This is a genomic window from Pseudoduganella aquatica (genome assembly GCF_020865585.1).
GTDB classification, from domain to species: domain Bacteria; phylum Pseudomonadota; class Gammaproteobacteria; order Burkholderiales; family Burkholderiaceae_D; genus Rugamonas; species Rugamonas aquatica_A.
This window is the reverse complement of the sequence record NZ_CP086370.1, coordinates 136,271-157,716: the sequence shown is the minus strand read 5'-3', so window position 1 is coordinate 157,716 and position 21,446 is coordinate 136,271. Positions and strand designations below refer to the sequence as shown.

Below are 21,446 nucleotides of genomic sequence, written 5' to 3'. Positions count from 1 at the left end.
CCGCCTTGCCGCGCCGCCTGACCGCACTGCCTCGCCTGCTGGCCCGCCTGGCGGCGGTCTGCGCCTGCTGCGTGCTGCCCGCGCTGGCGCTGGCCCAGGAGCGGGTGGTGCTTCAGCTCAAGCATAGCCACCAGTTCCAGTTCGCCGGCTATTACGCGGCGCTGGAGCAGGGCTATTACCGCGAAGCGGGACTGGACGTGCAGATCCGCGAAGGCACGGGCGGCCGCGAGCCCGAGCGCCGGGTGCTGGCAGGGCAGGCCGACTACGGCGTGGGCGACAGCAGCCTGCTGCTGGCGCGCCTGGCCGGCAAGCCGGTGGTGGTGCTGGGCGTGGTGTTCCAGCATTCCCCGTATGCGCTGGCGATGGCGCAAGGCGCGGGCGCGCCGGACGTGCACCGGGTGGCCGGCAAGCGCGTGATGATAGGCTCGCTGTCCGACGACCTGAACCAGGCCGACGAGCTGATGGCCTACCTGCGCAAGGAGGGCATCGCGCCGGGCAGCCTGCGGCGCCTGGAGCACAGCTACAACCCGGACGACCTCATCTCGGGCAAGGTCGACGCCATGTCGGTCTACGTCACCAACGAGCCGGACCTGCTGGACCGGGCCGGCTTTCCCTACGACCTGTACAGCCCGCGCAACGCCGGCATCGATTTCTACGGCGACAATCTGTTCACCAGCGAGCAGGAACTCAAAGCCCATCCGGAACGGGTCAAGGCTTTCCGCGCCGCCAGCATGCGCGGCTGGCAGTACGCCATGAGCCACCAGGAGGAAACCGCCGACCTCATCCTGAACAAGTATTCGCGCCGCAACGACCGCCGCCACCTGCTGTACGAGGCGCGCGCCATGGTGGCGCTGGTGCAGCCGGTGCTGGTGGAAGTGGGCTATATGAACCCGGACCGCTGGCAGCATATCGCCGACGTGTACACCGAACTGGGCCTGATCGAGCGCGGCGCCGGCTTCGACGGCTTCCTGTACCAGGCCGACGGCGGCCGCGCGCTGGCCTGGCTGTACCGCGCGCTGGCGGCCGGCGGCGTGCTGCTGCTGCTGGGGGCGGGCGTGCACATGGCGCTGCTGGCGCGCGAGCGCGGCCGCGCCCAGCAAGCCATCCGCGAAGGCGAGGCGCGCTTCCGCACCATGTTCGAGGCGGCGCCCATGGGCATCGCGCTGATCGACACCGCCAGCGGCCAGTTCCGCGACATCAACCCGCGCTACCTGGAGATCGCCGGCCGCACGCTGGAGCAGATGAAGGCCAGCAGCTGGCGCGACATCAGCCACCCGGACGACGTGCCGGCCGAGCAGGAGCAGGTGGCGCAGCTGGCGGCGCGCCGCATCGCCGGCTTCAAGCTGGCCAAGCGATTGCTGCGGCCGGACGGCTCGGTGGTGTGGGTGGACGCCTCCATCACCGCGCTGGACGCGGGCGGCGCCGGCGGCCAGCCGCACCACCTCTGCATGATAGAGGACATCACCGACAAGAAGCAGACCGAGGCGCTGGTGTGGCAGCAGGCCAATTTCGACACCCTGACCCAGCTGCCGAACCGGCGCATGTTCCAGAACCGGCTGGAGCAGGCCATCGTCAAGTGCCGGCGCGACGGCAGCCGCATCGCCATCCTGTTCATCGACCTGGACCACTTCAAGGAAGTCAACGACACGCTGGGCCACCACCAGGGCGACGTGCTGCTGGTGGACGCGGCGCACCGCATCGGCGCCTGCGTGCGCGAGTGCGACACCGTGGCGCGCCTGGGCGGCGACGAATTCACCGTCATCCTGAGCGAGCTGGCCGCCGCCGACCTGGGCCGGGTGGAAACCATCGCCCAGACCATACTCGACAGCCTGCGCGCGCCCTTCCCGCTGGGCGGCGAGCAGGCCTTCGTGTCGGCCAGCATAGGCATCACCCTGTATCCGGACGACGCCGCCTCCATCGAGGACCTGCTCAAGCACGCCGACCAGGCCATGTACGCGGCCAAGGGCGCGGGCCGCAACCGCTTCAGCTACTTCACGCCGGCGCTGCAGGTGGCGGCGCTGAACCGCATGCGCCTGACCAACGACCTGCGCGGCGCCGTCAAGGGCCAGCAGCTGGAGCTGTACTTCCAGCCCATCGTGCACCTGAAGACGGGCCGCATCCACAAGGCCGAGGCGCTGCTGCGCTGGCGCCACCCGGTGCGCGGCCTGGTCAGCCCGCTGGAATTCATACCGCTGGCCGAGGCCAGCGGCCTCATTATCGAGATCGGCGGCTGGGTGTTCCGCGAATCGGCGCACTGGCTGCAGCGCTGGCGCAGCGAAGTGCATCCGGAGTTCCAGCTCAGCGTGAACCAGTCGCCGCTGGAGTTCCAGCGCGAGGGCGGCTACGACAGCTGGCTGGCGCTGCTGGGCGAGCTGGGCCTGCCGGGCCAATCGGTGGTGATCGAGATCACCGAGGGCCTGCTGCTCGACGCCAGCAGCAGCGTCACCGACCAGCTGCTGCAGCTGCGCGACGGCGGCATCCAGGTGGCGCTGGACGACTTCGGCACCGGCTACTCCTCGCTGTCCTACCTGAAGAAATTCGACATCGACTACCTGAAGATAGACCGCAGCTTCACCCGCAACCTGGCGCCGGACTCGAGCGACATGGCGCTGTCGGACGCCATCATCGTCATGGCCCACAAGCTGGGCCTGCGCGTCATTGCCGAAGGCGTGGAAACCCCCGAGCAGCGCGCCCTGCTGGCCGCCGCCGGTTGCGACTACGGCCAGGGCTACCTGTTCGCCCGCCCCCTCCCCGCCGCCGAGTTCGACGCGCTGCTGCGCGCCCAGTCCGTCGCCGCCTGAGTTTGCGTTATCTCACGGCGCCGATACGCAACCCTGCCGAAGCGACAACGCATCTTCCCGGGAACGGGGATAATAATGGTCTGGCAATCGCCTGGCGATAGCCAAAGTCAATTGGAATAATTGGAACAATCAATTTTTCAAATGACAGCGCTGGCCTTAAACTGGCATCTCACTGATACACAACCTCACGAGGAAACCACAATGTCTCTGATCAATACCCAAGTAAAACCATTCAAGGCAACCGCTTACCACGCTGGCAAGTTCATTGACCTGAGCGAAGAGTCGCTGAAAGGCAAGTGGTCCGTCTTCATGTTCTACCCAGCCGACTTCACCTTCGTGTGCCCAACCGAACTGGAAGACCTGGCTGACTTCCAGCCTGAATTCGCCAAACTGGGCGTGGACGTGTACGGCATTTCGACCGACACCCACTTCGCCCACAAAGCATGGCACGACACCTCGGACGCGATCAAGAAAGTGAACTACCCGCTGATCGGCGACCCAACCGGCACCCTGTCGCGCAACTTCGAAGTCATGATCGAAGAAGAAGGCCTGGCACTGCGCGGCACCTTCGTCATCAATCCTGAAGGCCAGATCAAAGTGATGGAAGTGCACGACAACGGCATCGGCCGCGACGCTTCCGAACTGCTGCGCAAAGTCAAAGCCGCCAAATACGTGGCCGAGCACCCAGGCCAGGTTTGCCCGGCAAAATGGACCGAAGGCGCTGCAACCCTGACCCCGTCGCTGGACCTGGTCGGCAAGATCTAAGCATCAAGCATTAAGCTGAGTAGTAAGGCGCCGGCGCATTTGCCCGGCGCCAACCGAAAAAAAGGAAAACACCATGTTGGACGCAGCCCTCAAAACCCAGTTGAAAACCTATTTGGAAAAGGTCGTGCAGCCGATTGAGATCGTTGCGACGCTGGATGATTCCGCCAAAGCCCGCGAAATGCAGGCCCTGCTCGCCGACATCGTCGTGCTGAGCGACAAGATCACCCTGGTCGAAAAGACCGACGGCGACGTGCGCAAGCCTTCGTTCGCCATTACCCGCCCCGGGACCGATATCGCCGTGACTTTCGCCGGCATCCCGATGGGCCATGAATTCACTTCGCTGGTGCTGGCGCTGCTGCAGGTGGGCGGCCACACCATCAAATTCGACGAGGCCGTGATCGAACAGATCCGCAACCTCGAAGGCGATTTCCATTTCGAGACCTTTATCTCGCTGACCTGCCACAACTGCCCGGAAGTGGTGCAGGCGCTGAACGCGATGTCGGTCATCAACCCGCGCATCAAGGTCACCACCATCGACGGCGGCGTGTTCCCGAAAGAAGTCGAGGAACGCCAGATCATGGCCGTGCCCATGATGTTCCTGAACGGCGCGCATTTCGGCCAGGGCCGCACCAGCGTGGAAGAGATCCTCGCCAAGCTGGACACCAACGCCGGCGCCCGCCAGGCTGAAGAGCTGAGCAAGAAAGACGTGTTCGACGTGCTCATCGTCGGCGGCGGCCCCGCCGGCGCGGCAGCGGCCATCTACGCCGCCCGCAAAGGCATCAAGACCGGCGTGCTGTCGGAACGCTTCGGCGGCCAGGTGCTGGACACGCTGGCGATCGAGAACTTCATCTCGGTCACCGAAACCGACGGCCCGAAATTCGCCGTGGCGCTGGAGCAGCACGTGAAAGCCTACGACGTGGACATCATGAACACCCAGCGCGCCGCGCAGCTGAGCGCGGGCAAGCTGGTGGAAGTGACCACCGCCAGTGGCGCCGTGCTCAAGAGCAAAACCGTGATCCTGGCCACCGGCGCCCGCTGGCGCGAAATCAATGTGCCGGGCGAGAAGGAATACCGCAACCACGGCGTGGCCTACTGCCCGCACTGCGACGGCCCGCTGTTCAAGGGCAAGCGCGTGGCGGTGATCGGCGGCGGCAACTCCGGCGTGGAAGCGGCGATCGACCTGGCCGGCCTGGTCAAGCACGTGACGCTGATCGAGTTCGGCGCGGAACTGCGCGCCGACGCGGTGCTGCAGCGCAAGCTGCGCAGCCTGCCCAACGTGACCGTGATCGTGTCGGCGCAGACCACCGAGATCCACGGCGACGGCAAGATCGTCAACGGCCTGAGCTACAAGGACCGCGTCAGCGGTGAAGCCAAGCGCGTGGACCTGGAAGGCGTGTTCGTGCAGATCGGCCTGGTGCCGAATACCGAGTGGCTGAAAGGCACGGTCAGCCTGTCCAAGCACGGCGAGATCGAAGTCGATGCGCGCGGCCAGACCTCCATCCCCGGCGTGTTTGCCGCCGGCGACGTGACGACGGTACCGTACAAGCAGATCATCATCGCCACCGGCGAAGGCGCGAAGGCGGCGCTGTCGGCCTTCGACCACCTGATACGCTCGGGCGACGAAGAGGAAGTGGCTGCGCCGGTCGCGGTGGCAGCGTAAGGCAAACCTGGGGTCGGACCCACTGGGTCCGACCCCGGCCTTTTACACCACCAGGTCGGCGCTGGCCTGTTTTTCCCGCAGCGCCCTGGCGTTGCGGTGGCGGGCGCGCAGGCGCGGGTTGGTCACCAGACGGCCCACCGTTTCGCCCACCACCATCACCACGCCCAGCAGCGGCAATACCAGCATCAGTCCCGCCACCCCGGCCACCGAGCCGCCGATAAAAATCATCAGCACCGTAATCAGCGGATGGATGTGCAGGCTGCGCCCCAGGGTCAGCGGCATGAACACGAAGTCGTCCAGCAGGCGCACCAGGATGAACACGCCGATGGCGCTGTAGGCCACCAGCGGATCGCCCGGCGCGTCGGTGGAGGCCACCATCACCACCATGCAGCAGCCGACGATGGAGCCCACATAGGGCACCCAGGCCAGCATGGCCGCGATCAGCCCCAGCAGCACCGGCGAGGACACGCCGATGGCCCACAGGCCGAAGGCCAGCACCGCCGTGTCGAGCACGGTGAGCTTGAGCATGCCCTGGAAGTAGCGGTGCGCGGTCTGGTCCACCTCGTGCAGCAGGCACAGCGTGCGTTCAAAGAAGGCGTTGGGCACGGCGCGCGCCAGGAATTTCTTGAACAGGTGGCCGTCGCGCAGGAAGAAGAAGGTGAGGAAGGGCGCCAGCAGCAGGGCCGGCAGCCAGCCCGCCACCGACACCACGATGGCGGTCAGGTGGCGCTGCATGAAGTCTTCGCTGTAGGCGGCGAACTGGGCGTTCACGGCCTGGCTCAGGTGCATGTCGCGCAGGATGGGGAAGCGCTCCTCGAGCGCAGCGAGCAGCCCGCGCACGAAGCCCAGGCCGCCGTTCAGGTAGCGCGCCAGCAGGTCTTGCCAGGGCTCGGACGGCCCCGCCATCCACAGGTTGAGCAGCAGTGTGCCCAGTCCCACGGCCGCCAGGAAGCTGCTGCCCACCAGCAGCGCGGCCAGGCCCTGGCCCATGCCCAGGCGCAGCAGGCGCTGCATGGGCGGCATCAGCAGGTAGTACAGGATGATGGCCAGCAGGAAGGGGATGGCCAGCCACAGCGTGTGCTGCAGCATCAGCAGCAGGGCGCAGGTGGCGGCGATAATGCCGCTCCACACCACCGGGCCGGAGGCTTGCTGCGGGGCGCCGCCGTAGGCCTGCATCACAGCGCCTCGATCTGCGGCTTGCCCGCCATCCATTCGCGCAGCCGGTGCGCAATGTGGCGCGCCAGCGCGAGCGAGATCTTGTAGCCCACCACGGCGTCGGTTTCCATCAGGCCCATGAAGTCGGCGCGGAAGAACACCGCCAGTTCGCAATTGTCGAGCGCGCGGGCCTGGGCGTTGCGGGGCGAATTGTCGAGCAGGGCCAGGTCGCCGAAGAAGGAGCCGGGCGCGATCTCGGCCACGACTTCCATGCCGCTGTCGAGCGCGCGCGTGATCAGCACGCGGCCGGCCGTCACCAGGTACAGGGCCTGGCCTTCCTCGCCCTCGTCGAAGATGATCTCGTCGGCCAGGTAGCGCCGCTCGTGCAGCATATCGTCCACGATCTTGAGCTCCAGCGGCGTGAGCGTGGCGAACAGCGCCGACTGCTTCAGCCGGTGCAGGCGCGGGGACATGGTGTGGGTTTTGAGGAAGCCGAACATCGGGCGGTGCTCCGTGGGGCATACATTGCAAAGCAACATTGTCGCCCGGTTTGACCGCCGGCGGCTGACAGACTGCTGCTGCTTGTTGTTAAGGAAACACATCGCGGACCCGGACGGGCGCGGAAATAGAAAAAGGCCTGACGAATCAGGCCTTTTTCAGGATGCTGGCGGAGCGGACGGGACTCGAACCCGCGACCCCCGGCGTGACAGGCCGGTATTCTAACCAACTGAACTACCGCTCCGTTGCTTACGCAACTGGCTTTTCGCATGTCCGTCGATGGTGGGCGCTGAGAGGCTCGAACTCCCGACCTAAGCCTTGTAAGGGCTCCGCTCTACCAACTGAGCTAAGCGCCCATCTGGACCATGCTCGATATGTGTCAGCACATCGCTTTACTTCTAAAACTGGCGGAGCGGACGGGACTCGAACCCGCGACCCCCGGCGTGACAGGCCGGTATTCTAACCAACTGAACTACCGCTCCGTGCTTGCGCAACTTGGCTTCATTTCCGTGTTCTTGATGGTGGGCGCTGAGAGGCTCGAACTCCCGACCTAAGCCTTGTAAGGGCTCCGCTCTACCAACTGAGCTAAGCGCCCATCTGGAACACTCCGACGTTTGTCAGTACGTCTGAAGGAGGCCGAATTATAGACGCCTCTTTTTTATTGCGCAAGATTTTTTTATTCCTTCACTCGGCGATGCCCCATTGCGACAGCATCCAGGCCTGCAGGAAGGCCGTTTCGCCGATGGCGTTGAAGCGTCCGGACGCGCCGCCGTGGCCGGCCCCCATATTGGTTTTGAGCAGCAGCGGCTGCTCGCCGGTCTTGTGCGCGCGCAGCTTGGCCACGTATTTGGCCGGCTCCCAGTACATCACCTGGCTGTCGTTCAGGCCGGTGGTCACCAGCATGGACGGGTAGGCCTTGCGCTCGATATTGTCGTAGGGCGAGTAGCTGCGCATGTAGTCGTAGGCCGCCTTCTGGTTCGGGTCGCCCCATTCCAGGTATTCGCCGGTGGTCAGCGGCAGGCTGGCGTCCATCATGGTGTTCATCACGTCCACGAAGGGCACGCCCACGTGGGCCGCGCGGAACAGCTCGGGGCGCATATTCAGCACCGCGCCCATCAGCAGGCCGCCGGCGCTGCGGCCGTCGATCACCAGGCGCTCGGGGCTGGTCCATTTTTCGCGCACCAGGTATTCGGCGCTGTCGATGAAGTCGGTGAAGGTGTTTTTCTTCTTCATCAGCATGCCGTCCTTGTGCCAGTCCTCGCCCAGGTCGTTGCCGCCGCGAATCTGCGCGCCGGCGTAGATGACGCCGCGTTCAAGCAGGCTCAGGCGGGCCAGCGAGAAGCCGGCTTCGTTCGGCACGCCGTAGGAGCCGTAGCCGTACAGCAGCAGCGGCGCCTTGCCGTCGAGCGGCGTGCCTTTCTTGTAGACGATCCACAGCGGCACCTGCACGCCGTCGCGCGCCGTGGCCCACAGGCGGCGGCTTTCGTATTGGCTGAAGTCGAAGCCGCCCACGATCTGCTGCTGCTTGAGCAGGGTGCGCTTGCCGCTGTCCATGTCCACGTCCAGCACTTGCGGCGGCGTGATCGGCGACTGGTAGGAAATGCGGAACTGGCGCGCGGTGAACTCGGGCGTGCCGGCATTGGTGGCGGCGTACACGGCGTCGTCGAACTGCACCGTTTTCCAGGTCTTGCTGGCGAAGCTGTACAGGCGGATGCGCGCCAGCGCGCGCGATTTTTCGTTCACCACCAGGTGCTGCTGGAACACGTCGGCCGAGTTGATCAGCACGTCCTTGTCGTGCGGCACCAGCTCGACCCAGTTCTTCTGCTGCGGCGCGGCCAGCGGGGCCACCACGATGCGGAAGTTTTTCGCGTCCTTGTCGGTGCGGATGTAGAGCATGCCGTTGCGGTGGCTGACGCTGTAGCGGTGGCCTTTCTCGCGCGGCAGCACGGCGCGGAAGGTGCCGTTGGGCTTGGCCGCGTCCAGCAGGCGCACCTCGGTGGTGTCGGTGCTGCGCATGGACAGCAGCAGGTGCTTGCCGTCGCGGTCGCGGTTGACCTGGATGTCGAACTGCTCCACCGGCTCGTGATAGCGCTGCACCGGGGCGCCGCCGCCCACGGCCAGGGTGAACAGGCGGTCCGAGCGCTTGGTGGTGGCGTCTTCCTGGGTCACGAACAGGGTCTTGTTGTCGCTGGCCCAGGCGATGGACGTGGCGCGCGGCATGGTGGCCGGCAGCAGCTTGCCGGTTTGCAGGTCCTTGACGTGCATTTCGTACTGGCGGAAACCGGTCACGTCCGTGGTGTAGGCCATCAGGCGCTCGTCCGGGCTGACCACCATGGCGCCCACGGCGAAGTACTTCTTGTCCTGCGCCATCTCGTTCTGGTCCAGCAGGATTTCTTCCGGCGCCTTCTCGTCGTAGGCCATGTCCGCGCCCGCGCGGCGGCGGCAGTTGAGCTGGTACTGCTTGCCCGCCTCGATGCGCGAATAGTAGTAGTAATTGCCGCGCCGGGTAGGCACCGACAGGTCCGCCGGCTGCATGCGGCCCTTGATTTCCGCGTACAGCTTGTCCGCCAGCGGCTTGCTGGCGGCGGTGGCCGCCTCGGTGTAGCTGTTCTCGGCGTTCAGGTAGGCGATGACGGCCGGGTCTTCCTTCTTTTGCAGCCAGCGGTAGTCGTCGGTCACGACTTCGCCGTGGCGCGTTTCCTGCCATGGGGTCTTGGCGGCAACGGGCGCCACATCGGCGGCAAAGGCCGGGACTGCGGCAAGCGCGCAGGCCGGCAGGATGCGGGACAGTTTCAAGGTCACTCCTTTATGGTTATTTGTGCAATGATTCTACACGGAGCGCGTCCTCCCGCGTAAGCGGTAAAGCAGGCCCAGGCCGGCCAGCAGCATCAGCCCGGCGCCCGGCTCGGGGACCGGGCTGAGCAGCATGCCGAAGCAGCCCTGGCCCGCTCCGCAGGCGGTGCCGGTGATCTGGCCGCTGTCGTTGATGTCGTACACCGCGCTCACGTAAAAGCCGCTATTGGCTGGCAGCAGGCTGTTCAGGTTGTAGGTGACGCCCTCGCTGACCAGGAAGCTGAAGCTGCCGTTGCCTATCACCTGGCCCGCATTGTTGACGGCCATGGCCCAGCTGTTCAGGCCGGGCGCGAAGGTGCCCAGGGGCTGCATCACGCCGTCCTGGTAAATAATGGCGCGGTAGTGTGCGGCCGAACCCTCGCCCACCTCGTCGGAGCCGACCACCACGCCGGCGTCGTTGATGTCGTTGGCGTTGATATAGCGGCCGTCGCTGAGGGCGCCCAAGTCCACCATGCCGCTGCCGTCGTGGCGGAACAGGTGGAAGTCGCCGTTGGCCACTTGCGCCGAGCCCGCCACCACGCCGGCCTCGTTCATGCCGCCGACGTAGCTGTGGGTGCCGCCCAGCGCGCCCAGCAGCGTGGTGACGCCGTTGAACGAGGTGTAGGCATAGCCTTCGCTGTTGATGTACTGGGTGCCCGCCACCTTGCCTGCATTGTTGATGCCGCTCAGGTAGTTGTATTTGTCCAGCGGCGCGATCGGCGCCGGCACCATGGTGGTGGCGCCGCTGGCGTACACGGCCGGCCGCGCCAGGTAGCTTTCGGGGCTGAAGTCGATGACCTCGCCGGCGATCTTGCCGTCGGCGCTGATGGCGCCCACGCGGTTGATGGGCGTGTCCAGCATGGTGTAGGCGCCTTCCTTCCACAGATAGCTGCGCAGCGTATTGTCGACGGGGTCCTGCAGCACGCCCACCACCAGGCCGTCGTTGTTGATGCGGGTGGTGCTGGTGTTGCCGCTGCCGAGCAGGGTGAATTTGTAGTGCGGCGCGGCGGCCAGCGCGGGCGCGGACAGCATGGGGCAAAGCAATAGCAGCAGCAATCTTTTTGATAGTTGCATGGTCAGCCTCGTAGCGGATGGAGTTGGCGCCGGACGGACGTCCGGCATGCCGATGCTAGACCGGAAGCAGGCACAACAGCGCCACGCTGACTTGCTGCAATATCGCGAAATGGCCCGCAGTATGCAATCATTGCTCATGGATAAAATCAACCCCGACACCCTGTACGGCAAGATCAGCCGCCGCCTGATCCCCTTCCTGTTCCTGTGCTACGTGGCCGCCTACCTGGACCGCGTGAACGTCGGCTTCGCCAAGCTGGGCATGCAGGCCGACCTGCAGTATTCGGACACCGTGTACGGCCTGGGCGCCGGCATCTTCTTCATCGGCTACTTCCTGTTCGAGGTGCCGTCCAACCTGCTGATGGCGAAGGTGGGCGCGCGCATCTGGATCGCCCGCATCATGGTCAGCTGGGGCCTGATCTCGGCCGCGCTGATGTTCGCCGCCACGCCGGCCAGCTTCTACGTGCTGCGCTTCCTGCTGGGCGTGGCGGAGGCCGGCTTCTTCCCCGGCATCATCCTCTACCTGACCTACTGGTATCCGGCCGGCCGCCGTGCCCGCATCTTGGCGCTGTTCATGAGCGGGGTGGCGGTGGCGGGCGTGGTGGGCGGGCCGCTGTCGGGCTGGATCATGCGCGCCTTCGACGGCGACCTCGGCCTGAAAGGCTGGCAGTGGCTGTTCCTGCTCGAAGGCGTGCCCTCGGTGCTGCTGGGCGTGTGGACGCTGTTCTACCTGGACGACGGCATCCGCGGCGCGCGCTGGCTCAGCGAAGGCGAGAAGCAATACCTGGAAGCGGCCGTCGCGGCGGACGGCGGCGAACGGCAGCACTTGCCGCTGCGCCGGCTGTTCGCCAGCGGCGCCGTGTGGCTGCTGGCGCTGGTGTACTTTCTGTTCGTGATGGGCTTGTACGGCGTGAGCTTCTGGCTGCCGCAGCTGGTGCGCAACACCGGCGTGCAGGACGTGTTCCAGATCGGCCTGCTCACCGCCGTCCCCTATGGCGTGGCGGCGGTGGCCATGGTGCTGGCCGCGCGCCATTCGGACCGCAGCGGCGAGCGCCGCTGGCACGCCGCCATCGCCGCCTTCCTGGGCGCGGCCGGTCTGGCGCTGTGCACCTGGTACGGCCACGACACGCTGCCGGCCCTGCTGGCGCTGAGCCTGGCCACGGCCGGCATCCTGAGCACCTTCCCCATTTTCTGGAGCCTGCCCACCGGCATGCTGGGCGGCGCGGCGGCGGCGGCCGGCATTGCGCTGATCAACTCGGTGGGCAACCTGGCCGGCTTCGCCAGCCCCTACCTGGTGGGCGCGGTGAAGGACGCCACCGGCAGCCCCGCCATCGGCATCTACCTGGTGGCCGCCAGCCTGGCGGCGGGCGGCGTGCTGGTGCTGGCCTGCGTGCGGCGCCCGTCACGAATCTAGTGCATTTGCCTTATTTGCGGCTGGTCTGCCGCTTTTCATCGTGGTACTGCCACAGCACGTTGATGATCTTCCATTCGCTGCGCTGGTTCTTGTACAGGTGCATATAGTCTATCCACTCGTCGGCGGTCAGCTTCACGGTGGCGACCCGCTTGTCGATGTCCAGGATCTTGATTTCCACGCGTGGCGGCTGCGGGAATTTATTGCCGTCCTTGTTAAAGGTCCTGGCCACTTTCAGCATGGTCGCATAGTCCGTCTGCATGACGAATTCCGTCCCGTCCGCCGCCTGCCAGTAGGTGCGCTTGGCCAGCTGCTCGTCCAGGCCGCGCGCCATCAACGCCGGGTCCGCCTTGTGCTGCGATTCGATATAGTCCAGCACCGCTCGTTCTACCGCCTGCCGGTCCGCCGTATCGGCGGCGCGGGAAAGGAAGGGCAGCAGCGCCAGGGTCAGTAACAGCAGAGTACGTTTCATGTGGTCCAGCCCTTTTGGAAAGTTGGCAAGAGAACCCCATGAGAACACGAACCCGGCCGCTGTGGCAATGGCGCTGGATACTGTATATAATTACAGTATCGTTATATCTGTCCCGTTCCGCCATGGCCGAAACGCGCCGCATTGCCCACCTCGACATGGACGCCTTCTACGCGTCCGTGGAGCTGCTGCGCTATCCGGAACTGCGCGGGCAGGCCGTGGTGATAGGCGGCGGCGCGCGCCACCAGCCGGTGCTGCTGCCGGACGGCACGCGCCAGTTTTCGCGCCTGCGCGACTACGTGGGCCGTGGCGTGGTCACCACCTCCACCTACGAGGCGCGCGCGCTGGGCGTGTTTTCCGCCATGGGCACCATGAAGGCGGCCGCGCTGGCGCCGGACGCGGTGCTGCTGCCGACCGACTTCGATTCCTACCGCCGCCTGTCGCGCCTGTTCAAGGCCGCCGTGGCCGAGATCGCGCCCCATATCGAAGATCGCGGCATCGATGAAATCTACATCGACCTGAGCGAGCACCCGGAGGAGACGCGCGCGCTGGCGCTGCGCATCAAGCAGGCGGTGCGCGACGCCACCGGGCTGTCCTGCTCGATCGGCGTGGCGCCCAACAAGCTGCTGGCCAAGATCTGCTCCGAACTGGACAAGCCGGACGGGGTGACCATCGTGTCGTACGAGGACATCCCCAGCCGGGTCTGGCCGCTGGCGGTGCGCAAGGTAAACGGCATCGGCCCCAAGGCGGACGCCAAGCTGGCCGCGCTCGGCATCACCACGGTGGGCCAGGTGGCCGCCGCCGACGAGGCGCTGCTGCAGGAGCACTTCGGCCTGAACTACGCCAGCTGGCTCAAGCGCGTGGCGCACGGGCAGGACGAGCGCGCCGTGGTCACCAGCCACGAGCCCAAGTCCATCAGCCGCGAAACCACCTTCGAGCGCGACCTGCACGCGAAGCACGACCGGGTGGCGCTGTCGGAAATCTTCACCCGGCTGTGCCAGCGCCTGGGCGAGGACCTGGCGCGCAAGCGCTACGTGGGCCGCACGGTGGGCATCAAGCTGCGCTATTCGGATTTCAGCCGCGCCACGCGCGACGTGACGCTGCCGCTGCCCACGGCCGACGCGGCCGCCATCCGGCGCGCCGCCGGGGAATGCCTGCGGCGGGTGCCGCTGGACCAGCGCCTGCGCCTGCTGGGGGTGAAAATCAGCGCGCTGTCCAGCATGGACGACCCCGGACTGGACCTATCCGCAACACCCCGGCCCAGGCAGGGCGAACTTTTCGCGGACCTGTAACGCGCGCGTGTAAAATGTCGTTCCCCCAGAATTTAGTTGAACAAAGGCAAACTCAAATATGTGGTTCAAGAATCTGCAAATCTACCGTCTGCCCGCGCCCTGGGCATTTACTCCTGAACAACTCGAAGCAGCGCTGAGCACCAACGCTTTTTCGCCGGCCAGCAGCAATGAATTGCTGCGCCAGGGCTGGGACAAGCCGCGCCCGAACGGCGGCCTGGTGCACGTGGTGAACAATCAGATGCTGATCCTGCTGGGCACCGAGAAAAAGCTGCTGCCGGCCACCGTGATCAACCAGGTGGCCAAGGCCCGCGCCGCCGAGATGGAAGAAGCGCAAGGTTTCGCTCCCGGCAAGAAAGCCATGAAAGAACTGAAGGAACGCGTGGCCGACGAGCTGCTGCCGCGCGCCTTCTCGATCCGCGGCAATGTATGGACCTGGATCGACCCGGTCAACGGCTGGCTGGTGGTGGACGCCGCCAGCCCGGCCAAGGCCGACGAAGTGATCAAGCTGCTGCTGAAGGCGGTCGACCGCATGCCGCTGGAAAGCCTGCGCGTGCAGCGCTCGCCGGTGGGCGTGATGACCGAATGGCTGCAGGCCGACGATTCCCCGTCCGGCTTCACGGTCGACATGGACACCGAGCTGCGCGCCACCGGCGAGAGCAAGGCCGCCGTGCGCTACGTGCGCCACACGCTGGAAGCGGACGAAGTGCGCCGCCACATCGCCGCCGGCAAGCAGTGCACCCGCCTGGCCATGACCTGGGAAAGCAAGATCTCCTTCACGCTGACCGAGTCGCTGGCGCTGAAAGGCATCAAGCCGCTGGACGTGCTGAAGGAAACCGAATCGAGCACCCGCAACGACGACGAGCGCTTCGACGGCGACTTCATGCTGATGACCGGCGAGCTGAGCAAGATGATGGCCGACGTGGTCGAAGCCCTGGGCGGCGAAGCGAAAGCCTGATGCCCCATCGGGAATAAAAAACCCCGCCCGGTTTGCGCCGGGCGGGGTTTTTTTTACTTGGCCGTGCTTCAGGCGGCGATGCCCAGCGCTTTCAGCAGTGGCAGGACTTGCTCGGCAAAGATGCCGGCCAAGCGTTGCAATTCGGCCTGCTGCGCTTCGCTGTCGAGCGCTTTGCCTTCCTTCTGAAGACGCTGGCTCTGGCTATCGAGGATGTCGGCCACGAATGCCGCCCAGTCGGCTGGCTGACGCTTGCCCTGCATCTGAGCCAGCAGGAACAGCTGGTTGAAGCGGTCCAGCTGCATGCCGCTGCCGGTCACCGGCGAGGCCAGGTAGTTTACCTCCGTGCCGGTCCGGGCGAGCTGGCACAAGTGGCGGTTCAGGCGCTCCGTCTGCGGCCGTGCGCCGGCGATGGCATGGTCGTCCTGGACTGCGGCCAGGCTGCCGGCGCCGGTCAGGATGAACACTGCCTGAATGACTTGCGCCGACGCCAGCCCCTGCGGCCGGCAAGCCGCCTCGATCTCGGCGATGCTGCGGTGCTGGTGGTCGGCCAGGAAGTCGAGCACCGGCTTGTACACCGCCTCCTGCAAGGTGACGTCGCCCAGCGGGCTGGCCAGCGTCAGTTCGACCTTGCTGCGCGGCAGCGCCAGAACGACTTTTTGCTTGCGCAACAGATCCTGCTGCGCCGCCGGCGATAGCTGGCGCGGTCCGCGCACCCAGTAGTCCTTGCGGAACTGCTGATTGACCATGAAGTCGCGCACGGTCTGGCGGAACATTGCGTCCGGTATCTCGGCCAGCAGGGCCTGCTGCTCGGCGCTCAGGTTGACCACGTCGATGTGGTCCAGGTAATGCGCGGAGCAGGCGAAGCTGAGCTTGGCATCGGCCAATTGGTCGGCCATGGCCGCGAAGGACATCGGCACCCAGTCGCGGTTGAAGTATTCGTGCGCCAGATAGTTGCGGTTCATGCCTTTCATCCGCTCGATCCGCGCGCTGACGCCCGGGTTGGCGGTGATAAAGCCCGGCTTGGTGGCAAACAGTTTTTCGACGAAGGCCAGCGATTCGTCGATGCGCGGCACGATGCCCTTGCCGGGCGTGGCCATCACCTGGCTGTGCTCGGTGAGCAGGTCGCGCACCGGCGCCATCGCGGCCCAGCCCGGCTGGGTGTTGTAGCTGATGTAGAGCACGCCGCCCGGCTTCAGCTTGCGGCGCACAAAGTCGACGATGACGGCGCGGTTGGCGTCCGAGATCCAGCTCCAGATGCCGTGCAGGCCGATAAAGTCGAAATCGGGCAGGCCGGGGCGGCTACAGAATTCCTCGAAGGCCTGGTCGTGCAGCTGGGCGTGGGCGTCGGAGGCGGTGGCCAGTTCCTGGGCGAAGGCGGCCTGGGATGGGTTGAAGTCGGTCCCGTGCCATTCCGTGACGGAGGCGGCGGCATGCATGTTGACGCTGATGCCCTGGCCGAAGCCCAGTTCGCAGGCGGTGCCCACTTCCGGGCAGGCCAGGCCGGCGTGCAGGAAGGCCAGCTTGATGCGCAGCGGATTCAGTTCAGGGTAGAGGCCATAGGTGTAACCGATATCGGCTACATAGCCGGCGGACCATTCAGACATTCGGGCTCCTGGGTGATAGGGTAGATGGGGTATTTTACAGAGGCTGGAACACGCCGGCGGCACGGTTCTTCTGCACATTGTCCCAGCTGAAGATGCGGCCGTTCATGGCCACGTAGACGCCGGCCGGCAGGGTCTGCGCCACGCCGCAGGCGAAGCCGAGGTTGAACAGCGCGTCCGAGTTGGCGATCTCGTAGGGGATCATGGCGCCGGTCAGCACGATGGTCTGGTCCAGCGCGGCGGCGCCCAGCACGGCGGCGGTTTCCTTCATGGTGTCGGTGCCGTGCACGATGACGATGGCTTTTTCGGCGGCGGCGCGGCAGGACGCCAGCACGCGCTCGCGGTCGGCGTCCTGCATGTCGAGCGAGTCGAGCAGGGGCAGCTGCTCCAGGGTGGCGCCTATGGTCATGCGCGAGCGGGCGATGGCTTGCGGCAGGTGGCTGTCGGCGAAGGCCAGGGTGCCGTTCAGTTCGTTGTAATGCTTGTCGAAGGTGCCGCCGGTGGCGATGATGCGCAGGGTCATGATGGAATCCGGTAAAGTGGGGAAGGCGTAAGCAGTGGAAAAAACAGCAGAAAAACGCCGAAACAGCGCATGATAACGTGTCGCGCGCGCGGAAGGAATGGACACACTCATCTGGAAACTTCGGCATACTGCTACTACACTGGTTTCTTTTGCCCGGCCCCCAAGATGAAAGCGCTCGCTCCCGGTACTGTGATTTTCCACCGCCATCGCGGCTATGGCGTGATAACGGCCGTCAATTTGCTGACCGGCTGGATCGCGGCGCGCTTTGGCAGCGAGTCGCGCACGCTGGACCTGAACCTGTCCACCGACGAAGTGCAGTTCGCCGATGGCGAAGCGATCCTGTTCCGGCGCGCGCCGCCGGACCGCATGCCGCATGCGCGGCTGATGGCGATGGTGCGCGAGCTGCACCGGGCCGGCTATCAGAAGCTGTACCTGTACGCCTGGCCCAAGCCGTCCGGGCTGCACTGGCGCTGGCATTTGTTCACCGGCCAGCGCGACTGGATGCAGCGTTCCTGGCGCGAAGGCTGGTATGGCTCGGGCGCCGACTACAACGTCAACCCGGTGATGGGCTGGGGCGACATGCCGGGCGCCGGGACGGGCGAGCTGATCGACGCGCTGGCGCGCTTCGATCCGCAAGGGCTGGCGCAGGCGCTGGGCCGGGACGAGGACCACACGGCCTGGTTCGAGCAGGTCTGCGAGCAGTTGCTGCCCGGCTATATGTACAGCCTGGACATGGCGCGTCCGGACGGCGGCCCGCTGACGGCGATGCCGCCGGTGCCGGTGATCCCGGTGCGCGCCACGCTGCCCCCGTACAGCGGTCCCGACATCGCCTGGCCACCCGGCTGGGCCGGCCTATGGAGCAAAGTCCACGCCCCGCCCACGCCCCGTCCCAACTTCACCGGCATCCCCGAACTCTGACACGCCGCAGACTCCCCCTACAAGCAGCCTGAGCCGCATTTTCCTTCCCCCGGGGTCTGACCCCGAAGGCATCAAATTGCGGCTCAGCCCGCTTTGCTCCCCGTAGATTTGCGGGGCCGGGTCAGTGTTTGGAATTTGCCGGCAGCGCAGACTCCGGCGTATTCCGGACTTTTCCCACAGACGACCTGAGCCGCATTTTCTGACATTCGGGGTCTGACCCCGAACTGGGGAAGTGCGGCTCAGTCTGCCTGGCGCTGGTGGGCGGTGTAGCCGGGGTTGAGGATGGTGGTGCAGGCGCCGTTCGCGAAGTCGGCCAGGTTCTGGAAGGCATGGCGGAAGTACAGCTCGTAGCTGTCTTTTTCCACGTAGCCCAGGTGGGGCGTGGCCAGCACGTTGGGCATGCGCAGCAGCGGGCTGTCCGGCGCCAGCGGCTCGCTGGTGAACACGTCGAGCGCGGCCGCGCCGGGCGCGCCCAGCTGCAGCGCCGCTTCCAGCGCACCCTCGGCGATCAGCTCGGCCCGGCTGGTGTTGACCAGCAGCGCCGTCGGCTTCATCCGCGCCAGATCGGCCGCCGTAACCACGCCGCGCGTCGCTTCGGCCAGCCGCAAATGCAGGCTGAGCACGTCCGCCTCGGCGAAGAACTGCTCCCGCGACGCCGCCGCCGCGTAGCCGTCCGCCACCGCCGCGTCGCGGCTGGCCTGGCCGCCCCACACGATGACCTTCATGCCGAAGGCCTTGCCGTAGCCCGCGATCAGCTTGCCGATCTTGCCGTAGCTCCAGATCGCCAAGGTGCGGCCCTTGAGCACCGTGCCAAGGGTGTTGTATTGCGGCAAATTGGACACCGTCTGCCACAGCCCGCCGCGCAGATTGGCCGCGTAGGGCACGATCTTGCGCTGCGCCGCCATGATCAGCGCCCAGGTCAGCTCGGCCGGGGCGGTGGGCGAGCCCACGCCCTCGGCGATGGCGATGCCCAGCTCGGTGGCGGCCGCCACGTCGATGTGGCCGCTGACCTTGCCGGTCTGCGAAATCAGCTTCAGATTGGGCAGCCTGGCCAGCAGCGCCCGCGTCAATTCGGTGCGCTCGCGTATCAGCACCACCGCGTCGAACGGCGCCAGCCGCGCCGCCAGCTGGCCCGTGCCGCGGCTGGAATTGTTGAATATTTTGACTTCATGCCCGTCGAGCAGGCGGAAGCAATCCAGGCCGCGGGTGGCGTCCTGGTAGTCGTCCAAGATTGCTATCTTCATAATGTACCAAGTAATTTTGACAGGGTTTCGTAGCGAAATAACGGCTTTGCTAAATCCGGGAATAGCTTACTACTTTACTCAACCAATTTTCCTACAATTTTGCCGAAACCGCGGGAGCCCGGGTGTACAATCCCCAGCACTTTGAAGCCCGACAGTGGGTTTCCGCAATACGTTCCATCAGCACTGTTACATGATAGATGCTGCGCGCCCGGCCAACGGGTGCACCGACATGACCGCCGTACCGCCGAAGCATTAAAGAATGCCTTTCCGAGCGCAAGCCATAAGCTGACGACGATCTGCCGTGCCGGGACAAGACAAGAATTCTTTATTGGCATTGGAGGTAACATGAATCAGCCCGTTATGACTGGCGTTGCAGCCCTGAACGTCCCAGCTTACATCAAACACCAGAAACTCATCGACTGGGTGGCGGAAGTAGCCGCGTTGACCCGTCCGGCCCGCATCTACTGGTGCGACGGCTCGCAAGAAGAGTATGACCGCCTGTGCGCCGAGATGGTGGCGGCCGGCACGATGAAAAAGCTGAACCAGGACCTGCGTCCGAATTCCTACCTGGCCTGCTCGGACCCGACCGACGTGGCCCGCGTGGAGGACCGCACCTTTATCTGCTCGAAAACCAAAGAGGAAGCCGGCCCGACCAACAACTGGATGGCGCCCGCTGAAATGCGCACCACCCTGAACGGCCTGTTCGACGGCTGCATGGCCGGCCGCACCCTGTACGTGGTGCCGTTCTCGATGGGCCCGCTCGGTTCGCCGATCGCCCATATCGGCGTCGAGCTGTCCGATTCGCCTTACGTGGCCGTCAACATGCGCATCATGACGCGCATGGGCAAGGCCGTGTACGACGTGCTGGGCGCCGACGGCGACTTCGTGCCCGCCATCCACACCGTGGGCGCGCCGCTGGCCGAAGGCCAGCAGGACGTGGCCTGGCCGTGCAACGCCACCAAATACATCGTGCACTTCCCTGAAACGCGCGAAATCTGGTCCTACGGCTCCGGCTACGGCGGCAACGCGCTGCTGGGCAAAAAATGCTTCGCGCTGCGCATCGCCTCGAACATGGGCTTCCAGGAAGCGCAGTCCGGCCAGGGCGCCGGCTGGCTGGCCGAGCACATGCTGATCCTGGGCGTGGAATCGCCGGAAGGCAAGAAGCACTACGTGGCGGCCGCCTTCCCGTCGGCCTGCGGCAAGACCAACTTCGCCATGCTGATCCCGCCGAAGAGCTTCAACGGCTGGAAAGTGACCACCATCGGCGACGACATCGCCTGGATCAAGCCGGGCGCGGACGGCCGCCTGTACGCCATCAACCCGGAAGCGGGCTACTTCGGCGTGGCCCCCGGCACCAACACCAAGACCAACTCGAACTGCATGGCCTGCCTGGGCGAGAACACCATCTTCACCAACGTCGCGCTGACCGACGAAGGCGACGTGTGGTGGGAGGGCCTGACCAAGGAAGCGCCTGCGCACCTGATCGACTGGCAGGGCAAGGACTGGACCCCGGCGTCCGGCACCAAGGCCGCCCACCCGAACGCGCGCTTCACCGTGGCCGCGACCCAGAATCCGGTCATCGATTCGGCCTGGGACGATCCGGCCGGCGTGCCGATCTCGGCCTTCATCTTCGGCGGCCGCCGTTCGACCACCGTGCCGCTGGTGACCGAGGCCCGCAACTGGGTGGAGGGCGTGTACATGGCCGCCACCATGGGCTCCGAAACCACCGCCGCCGCAGCCGGCCAGATGGGCGTGGTGCGCCGCGATCCGTTCGCCATGCTGCCCTTCATCGGCTACAACATGAGCGACTACTTCCAGCACTGGCTGAACCTGGGCCAGAAGATCGGCGCCGCCAACGCGCCCAAGATCTACTGCGTGAACTGGTTCCGCACCGACGCGGAAGGCAAGTTCGTCTGGCCTGGCTTCGGCGACAATATGCGCGTGCTGAAGTGGATGCTCGAGCGTATCGAAGGCACCGCCAGCGGCGTAGAGAACGTGTTCGGCCTCACCCCCGAGTTCAAGGACCTGAACTGGGACGGCCTGGACTTCACGCCGGAGCAGTTCCAGCAGATCACCTCGATCGACAAGGCGGCCTGGAACGAAGAACTGAAGCTGCACGCCGAGCTGTTCGAGAAGCTGGCCTACCACCTGCCGCAAGAGCTGGTCGCCACCAAGGCTGAAATCGAGAAGCGCCTGGCCAACTAAGCTGGCAGCCTTCCAAAAAAATGGCGCGCCCGACGGCGCGCCATTT

16 protein-coding genes and 4 tRNA genes are annotated in these 21,446 nt (G+C 65.6%); 8 read left to right on the top strand and 12 right to left on the bottom strand.

The genetic code is table 11. The annotated features are described in order from the left end of the window. Positions 1–5 precede the first annotated feature (5 nt). From KT882_RS00560 to ahpF, 3 genes are all read left to right on the top strand, one after another. Positions 6–2,801 (top strand): EAL domain-containing protein, encoded by a 2,796-nt coding sequence (locus KT882_RS00560; protein WP_228894104.1) that lies wholly within the window; start codon positions 6–8, stop codon positions 2,799–2,801. 201 nt (positions 2,802–3,002) lie between these two features. Beyond that, positions 3,003–3,566 carry an alkyl hydroperoxide reductase subunit C gene (gene ahpC, locus KT882_RS00555; protein WP_107869450.1) on the top strand — a complete coding sequence of 188 codons (564 nt, stop codon included), beginning with the start codon at positions 3,003–3,005 and terminating at the stop codon, positions 3,564–3,566. 73 nt (positions 3,567–3,639) lie between these two features. Beyond that, the gene (gene ahpF, locus KT882_RS00550; protein ID WP_228894103.1) at positions 3,640–5,226 is read left to right on the top strand and encodes an alkyl hydroperoxide reductase subunit F; all 1,587 of its coding nucleotides are present in this window, start codon (positions 3,640–3,642) and stop codon (positions 5,224–5,226) included. 42 nt (positions 5,227–5,268) lie between these two features. Here the strand turns inward: ahpF and KT882_RS00545 are convergent, their stop codons facing one another. From KT882_RS00545 to KT882_RS00510, 8 genes are all read right to left on the bottom strand, one after another. Next, complete coding sequence (locus KT882_RS00545) at positions 5,269–6,402, bottom strand: AI-2E family transporter (protein WP_228894102.1); 1,134 nt, start codon at positions 6,400–6,402, stop codon at positions 5,269–5,271. Then, positions 6,402–6,881, bottom strand: a complete 480-nt coding sequence (locus tag KT882_RS00540; protein WP_161070437.1) for a cyclic nucleotide-binding domain-containing protein — start codon at positions 6,879–6,881, stop codon at positions 6,402–6,404. The genes KT882_RS00545 and KT882_RS00540 overlap by 1 nt, the downstream gene beginning before the upstream one ends. A 165-nt stretch (positions 6,882–7,046) precedes the next feature. Beyond that, positions 7,047–7,123: transfer RNA gene (locus tag KT882_RS00535), tRNA-Asp, on the bottom strand. Positions 7,124–7,159: 36 nt separating this feature from the next. Next, a tRNA-Val gene (locus KT882_RS00530) sits at positions 7,160–7,235 on the bottom strand. A gap of 49 nt (positions 7,236–7,284) precedes the next feature. Continuing rightward, positions 7,285–7,361 (bottom strand) — tRNA-Asp (locus tag KT882_RS00525). A 37-nt stretch (positions 7,362–7,398) separates the two neighbouring features. Next, positions 7,399–7,474: transfer RNA gene (locus KT882_RS00520), tRNA-Val, on the bottom strand. Positions 7,475–7,563: 89 nt separating this feature from the next. Next, positions 7,564–9,681, bottom strand: a complete 2,118-nt coding sequence (locus KT882_RS00515) for a S9 family peptidase (protein ID WP_407682029.1) — start codon at positions 9,679–9,681, stop codon at positions 7,564–7,566. A 27-nt stretch (positions 9,682–9,708) separates the two neighbouring features. Further along, positions 9,709–10,785, bottom strand: a complete 1,077-nt coding sequence (locus KT882_RS00510) for a PEP-CTERM sorting domain-containing protein (RefSeq protein ID WP_161070438.1) — start codon at positions 10,783–10,785, stop codon at positions 9,709–9,711. A gap of 136 nt (positions 10,786–10,921) precedes the next feature. On the opposite strand from KT882_RS00510, the gene KT882_RS00505 reads away from it, so the two are divergent. After that, a complete protein-coding gene (locus KT882_RS00505; protein WP_228894100.1) occupies positions 10,922–12,196 on the top strand; it encodes an MFS transporter in 1,275 nt (424 codons plus the stop codon). 10 nt (positions 12,197–12,206) lie between these two features. Here the strand turns inward: KT882_RS00505 and KT882_RS00500 are convergent, their stop codons facing one another. After that, positions 12,207–12,665 (bottom strand): nuclear transport factor 2 family protein, encoded by a 459-nt coding sequence (locus KT882_RS00500; RefSeq protein ID WP_161070440.1) that lies wholly within the window; start codon positions 12,663–12,665, stop codon positions 12,207–12,209. A 122-nt stretch (positions 12,666–12,787) separates the two neighbouring features. On the opposite strand from KT882_RS00500, the gene dinB reads away from it, so the two are divergent. Continuing rightward, positions 12,788–13,954 (top strand): DNA polymerase IV, encoded by a 1,167-nt coding sequence (dinB, locus tag KT882_RS00495; RefSeq protein ID WP_161070491.1) that lies wholly within the window; start codon positions 12,788–12,790, stop codon positions 13,952–13,954. A 58-nt stretch (positions 13,955–14,012) separates the two neighbouring features. Next, positions 14,013–14,909 (top strand): recombination-associated protein RdgC, encoded by an 897-nt coding sequence (locus tag KT882_RS00490; RefSeq protein ID WP_161070441.1) that lies wholly within the window; start codon positions 14,013–14,015, stop codon positions 14,907–14,909. A 68-nt stretch (positions 14,910–14,977) separates the two neighbouring features. Here KT882_RS00490 and KT882_RS00485 read toward each other — a convergent pair whose 3' ends face one another. Both KT882_RS00485 and KT882_RS00480 read right to left on the bottom strand, forming a co-directional pair. Beyond that, positions 14,978–16,513 carry a class I SAM-dependent methyltransferase gene (locus KT882_RS00485; RefSeq protein ID WP_161070442.1) on the bottom strand — a complete coding sequence of 512 codons (1,536 nt, stop codon included), beginning with the start codon at positions 16,511–16,513 and terminating at the stop codon, positions 14,978–14,980. 34 nt (positions 16,514–16,547) lie between these two features. After that, positions 16,548–17,033, bottom strand: a complete 486-nt coding sequence (locus KT882_RS00480; RefSeq protein ID WP_161070443.1) for an asparaginase domain-containing protein — start codon at positions 17,031–17,033, stop codon at positions 16,548–16,550. Positions 17,034–17,198: 165 nt separating this feature from the next. Here KT882_RS00480 and KT882_RS00475 point away from each other — a divergent pair, with 165 nt between their 5' ends. Continuing rightward, entirely contained in the window at positions 17,199–17,951 is a 753-nt protein-coding gene (locus tag KT882_RS00475; protein ID WP_161070444.1) for an L-asparaginase, read from the top strand. Between the two features lie 239 nt (positions 17,952–18,190). Here KT882_RS00475 and KT882_RS00470 read toward each other — a convergent pair whose 3' ends face one another. Then, positions 18,191–19,195: a D-2-hydroxyacid dehydrogenase family protein gene (locus tag KT882_RS00470; RefSeq protein WP_228894099.1), complete on the bottom strand. Its 1,005-nt coding sequence runs from the start codon at positions 19,193–19,195 to the stop codon at positions 18,191–18,193. 345 nt (positions 19,196–19,540) lie between these two features. On the opposite strand from KT882_RS00470, the gene KT882_RS00465 reads away from it, so the two are divergent. Beyond that, positions 19,541–21,400: a phosphoenolpyruvate carboxykinase (GTP) gene (locus KT882_RS00465; protein ID WP_161070446.1), complete on the top strand. Its 1,860-nt coding sequence runs from the start codon at positions 19,541–19,543 to the stop codon at positions 21,398–21,400. Positions 21,401–21,446 lie beyond the last annotated feature (46 nt).

Bases quoted from the DNA above. Each gene is read 5' to 3' on its own strand.
- ahpC (WP_107869450.1), top strand. From the start codon at position 3,003: ATGTCTCTGATCAATACCCAAGTAAAACCATTCAAGGCAACCGCTTAC.
- ahpF (WP_228894103.1), top strand. From the start codon at position 3,640: ATGTTGGACGCAGCCCTCAAAACCCAGTTGAAAACCTATTTGGAAAAG.
- KT882_RS00545 (WP_228894102.1), bottom strand. From the start codon at position 6,402: ATGCAGGCCTACGGCGGCGCCCCGCAGCAAGCCTCCGGCCCGGTGGTG.
- KT882_RS00540 (WP_161070437.1), bottom strand. From the start codon at position 6,881: ATGTTCGGCTTCCTCAAAACCCACACCATGTCCCCGCGCCTGCACCGG.
- KT882_RS00510 (WP_161070438.1), bottom strand. From the start codon at position 10,785: ATGCAACTATCAAAAAGATTGCTGCTGCTATTGCTTTGCCCCATGCTG.
- KT882_RS00505 (WP_228894100.1), top strand. From the start codon at position 10,922: ATGGATAAAATCAACCCCGACACCCTGTACGGCAAGATCAGCCGCCGC.
- KT882_RS00500 (WP_161070440.1), bottom strand. From the start codon at position 12,665: ATGAAACGTACTCTGCTGTTACTGACCCTGGCGCTGCTGCCCTTCCTT.
- dinB (WP_161070491.1), top strand. From the start codon at position 12,788: ATGGCCGAAACGCGCCGCATTGCCCACCTCGACATGGACGCCTTCTAC.
- KT882_RS00490 (WP_161070441.1), top strand. From the start codon at position 14,013: ATGTGGTTCAAGAATCTGCAAATCTACCGTCTGCCCGCGCCCTGGGCA.
- KT882_RS00485 (WP_161070442.1), bottom strand. From the start codon at position 16,513: ATGTCTGAATGGTCCGCCGGCTATGTAGCCGATATCGGTTACACCTAT.
- KT882_RS00480 (WP_161070443.1), bottom strand. From the start codon at position 17,033: ATGACCCTGCGCATCATCGCCACCGGCGGCACCTTCGACAAGCATTAC.
- KT882_RS00475 (WP_161070444.1), top strand. From the start codon at position 17,199: ATGAAAGCGCTCGCTCCCGGTACTGTGATTTTCCACCGCCATCGCGGC.
- KT882_RS00470 (WP_228894099.1), bottom strand. From the start codon at position 19,195: ATGAAGATAGCAATCTTGGACGACTACCAGGACGCCACCCGCGGCCTG.
- KT882_RS00465 (WP_161070446.1), top strand. From the start codon at position 19,541: ATGAATCAGCCCGTTATGACTGGCGTTGCAGCCCTGAACGTCCCAGCT.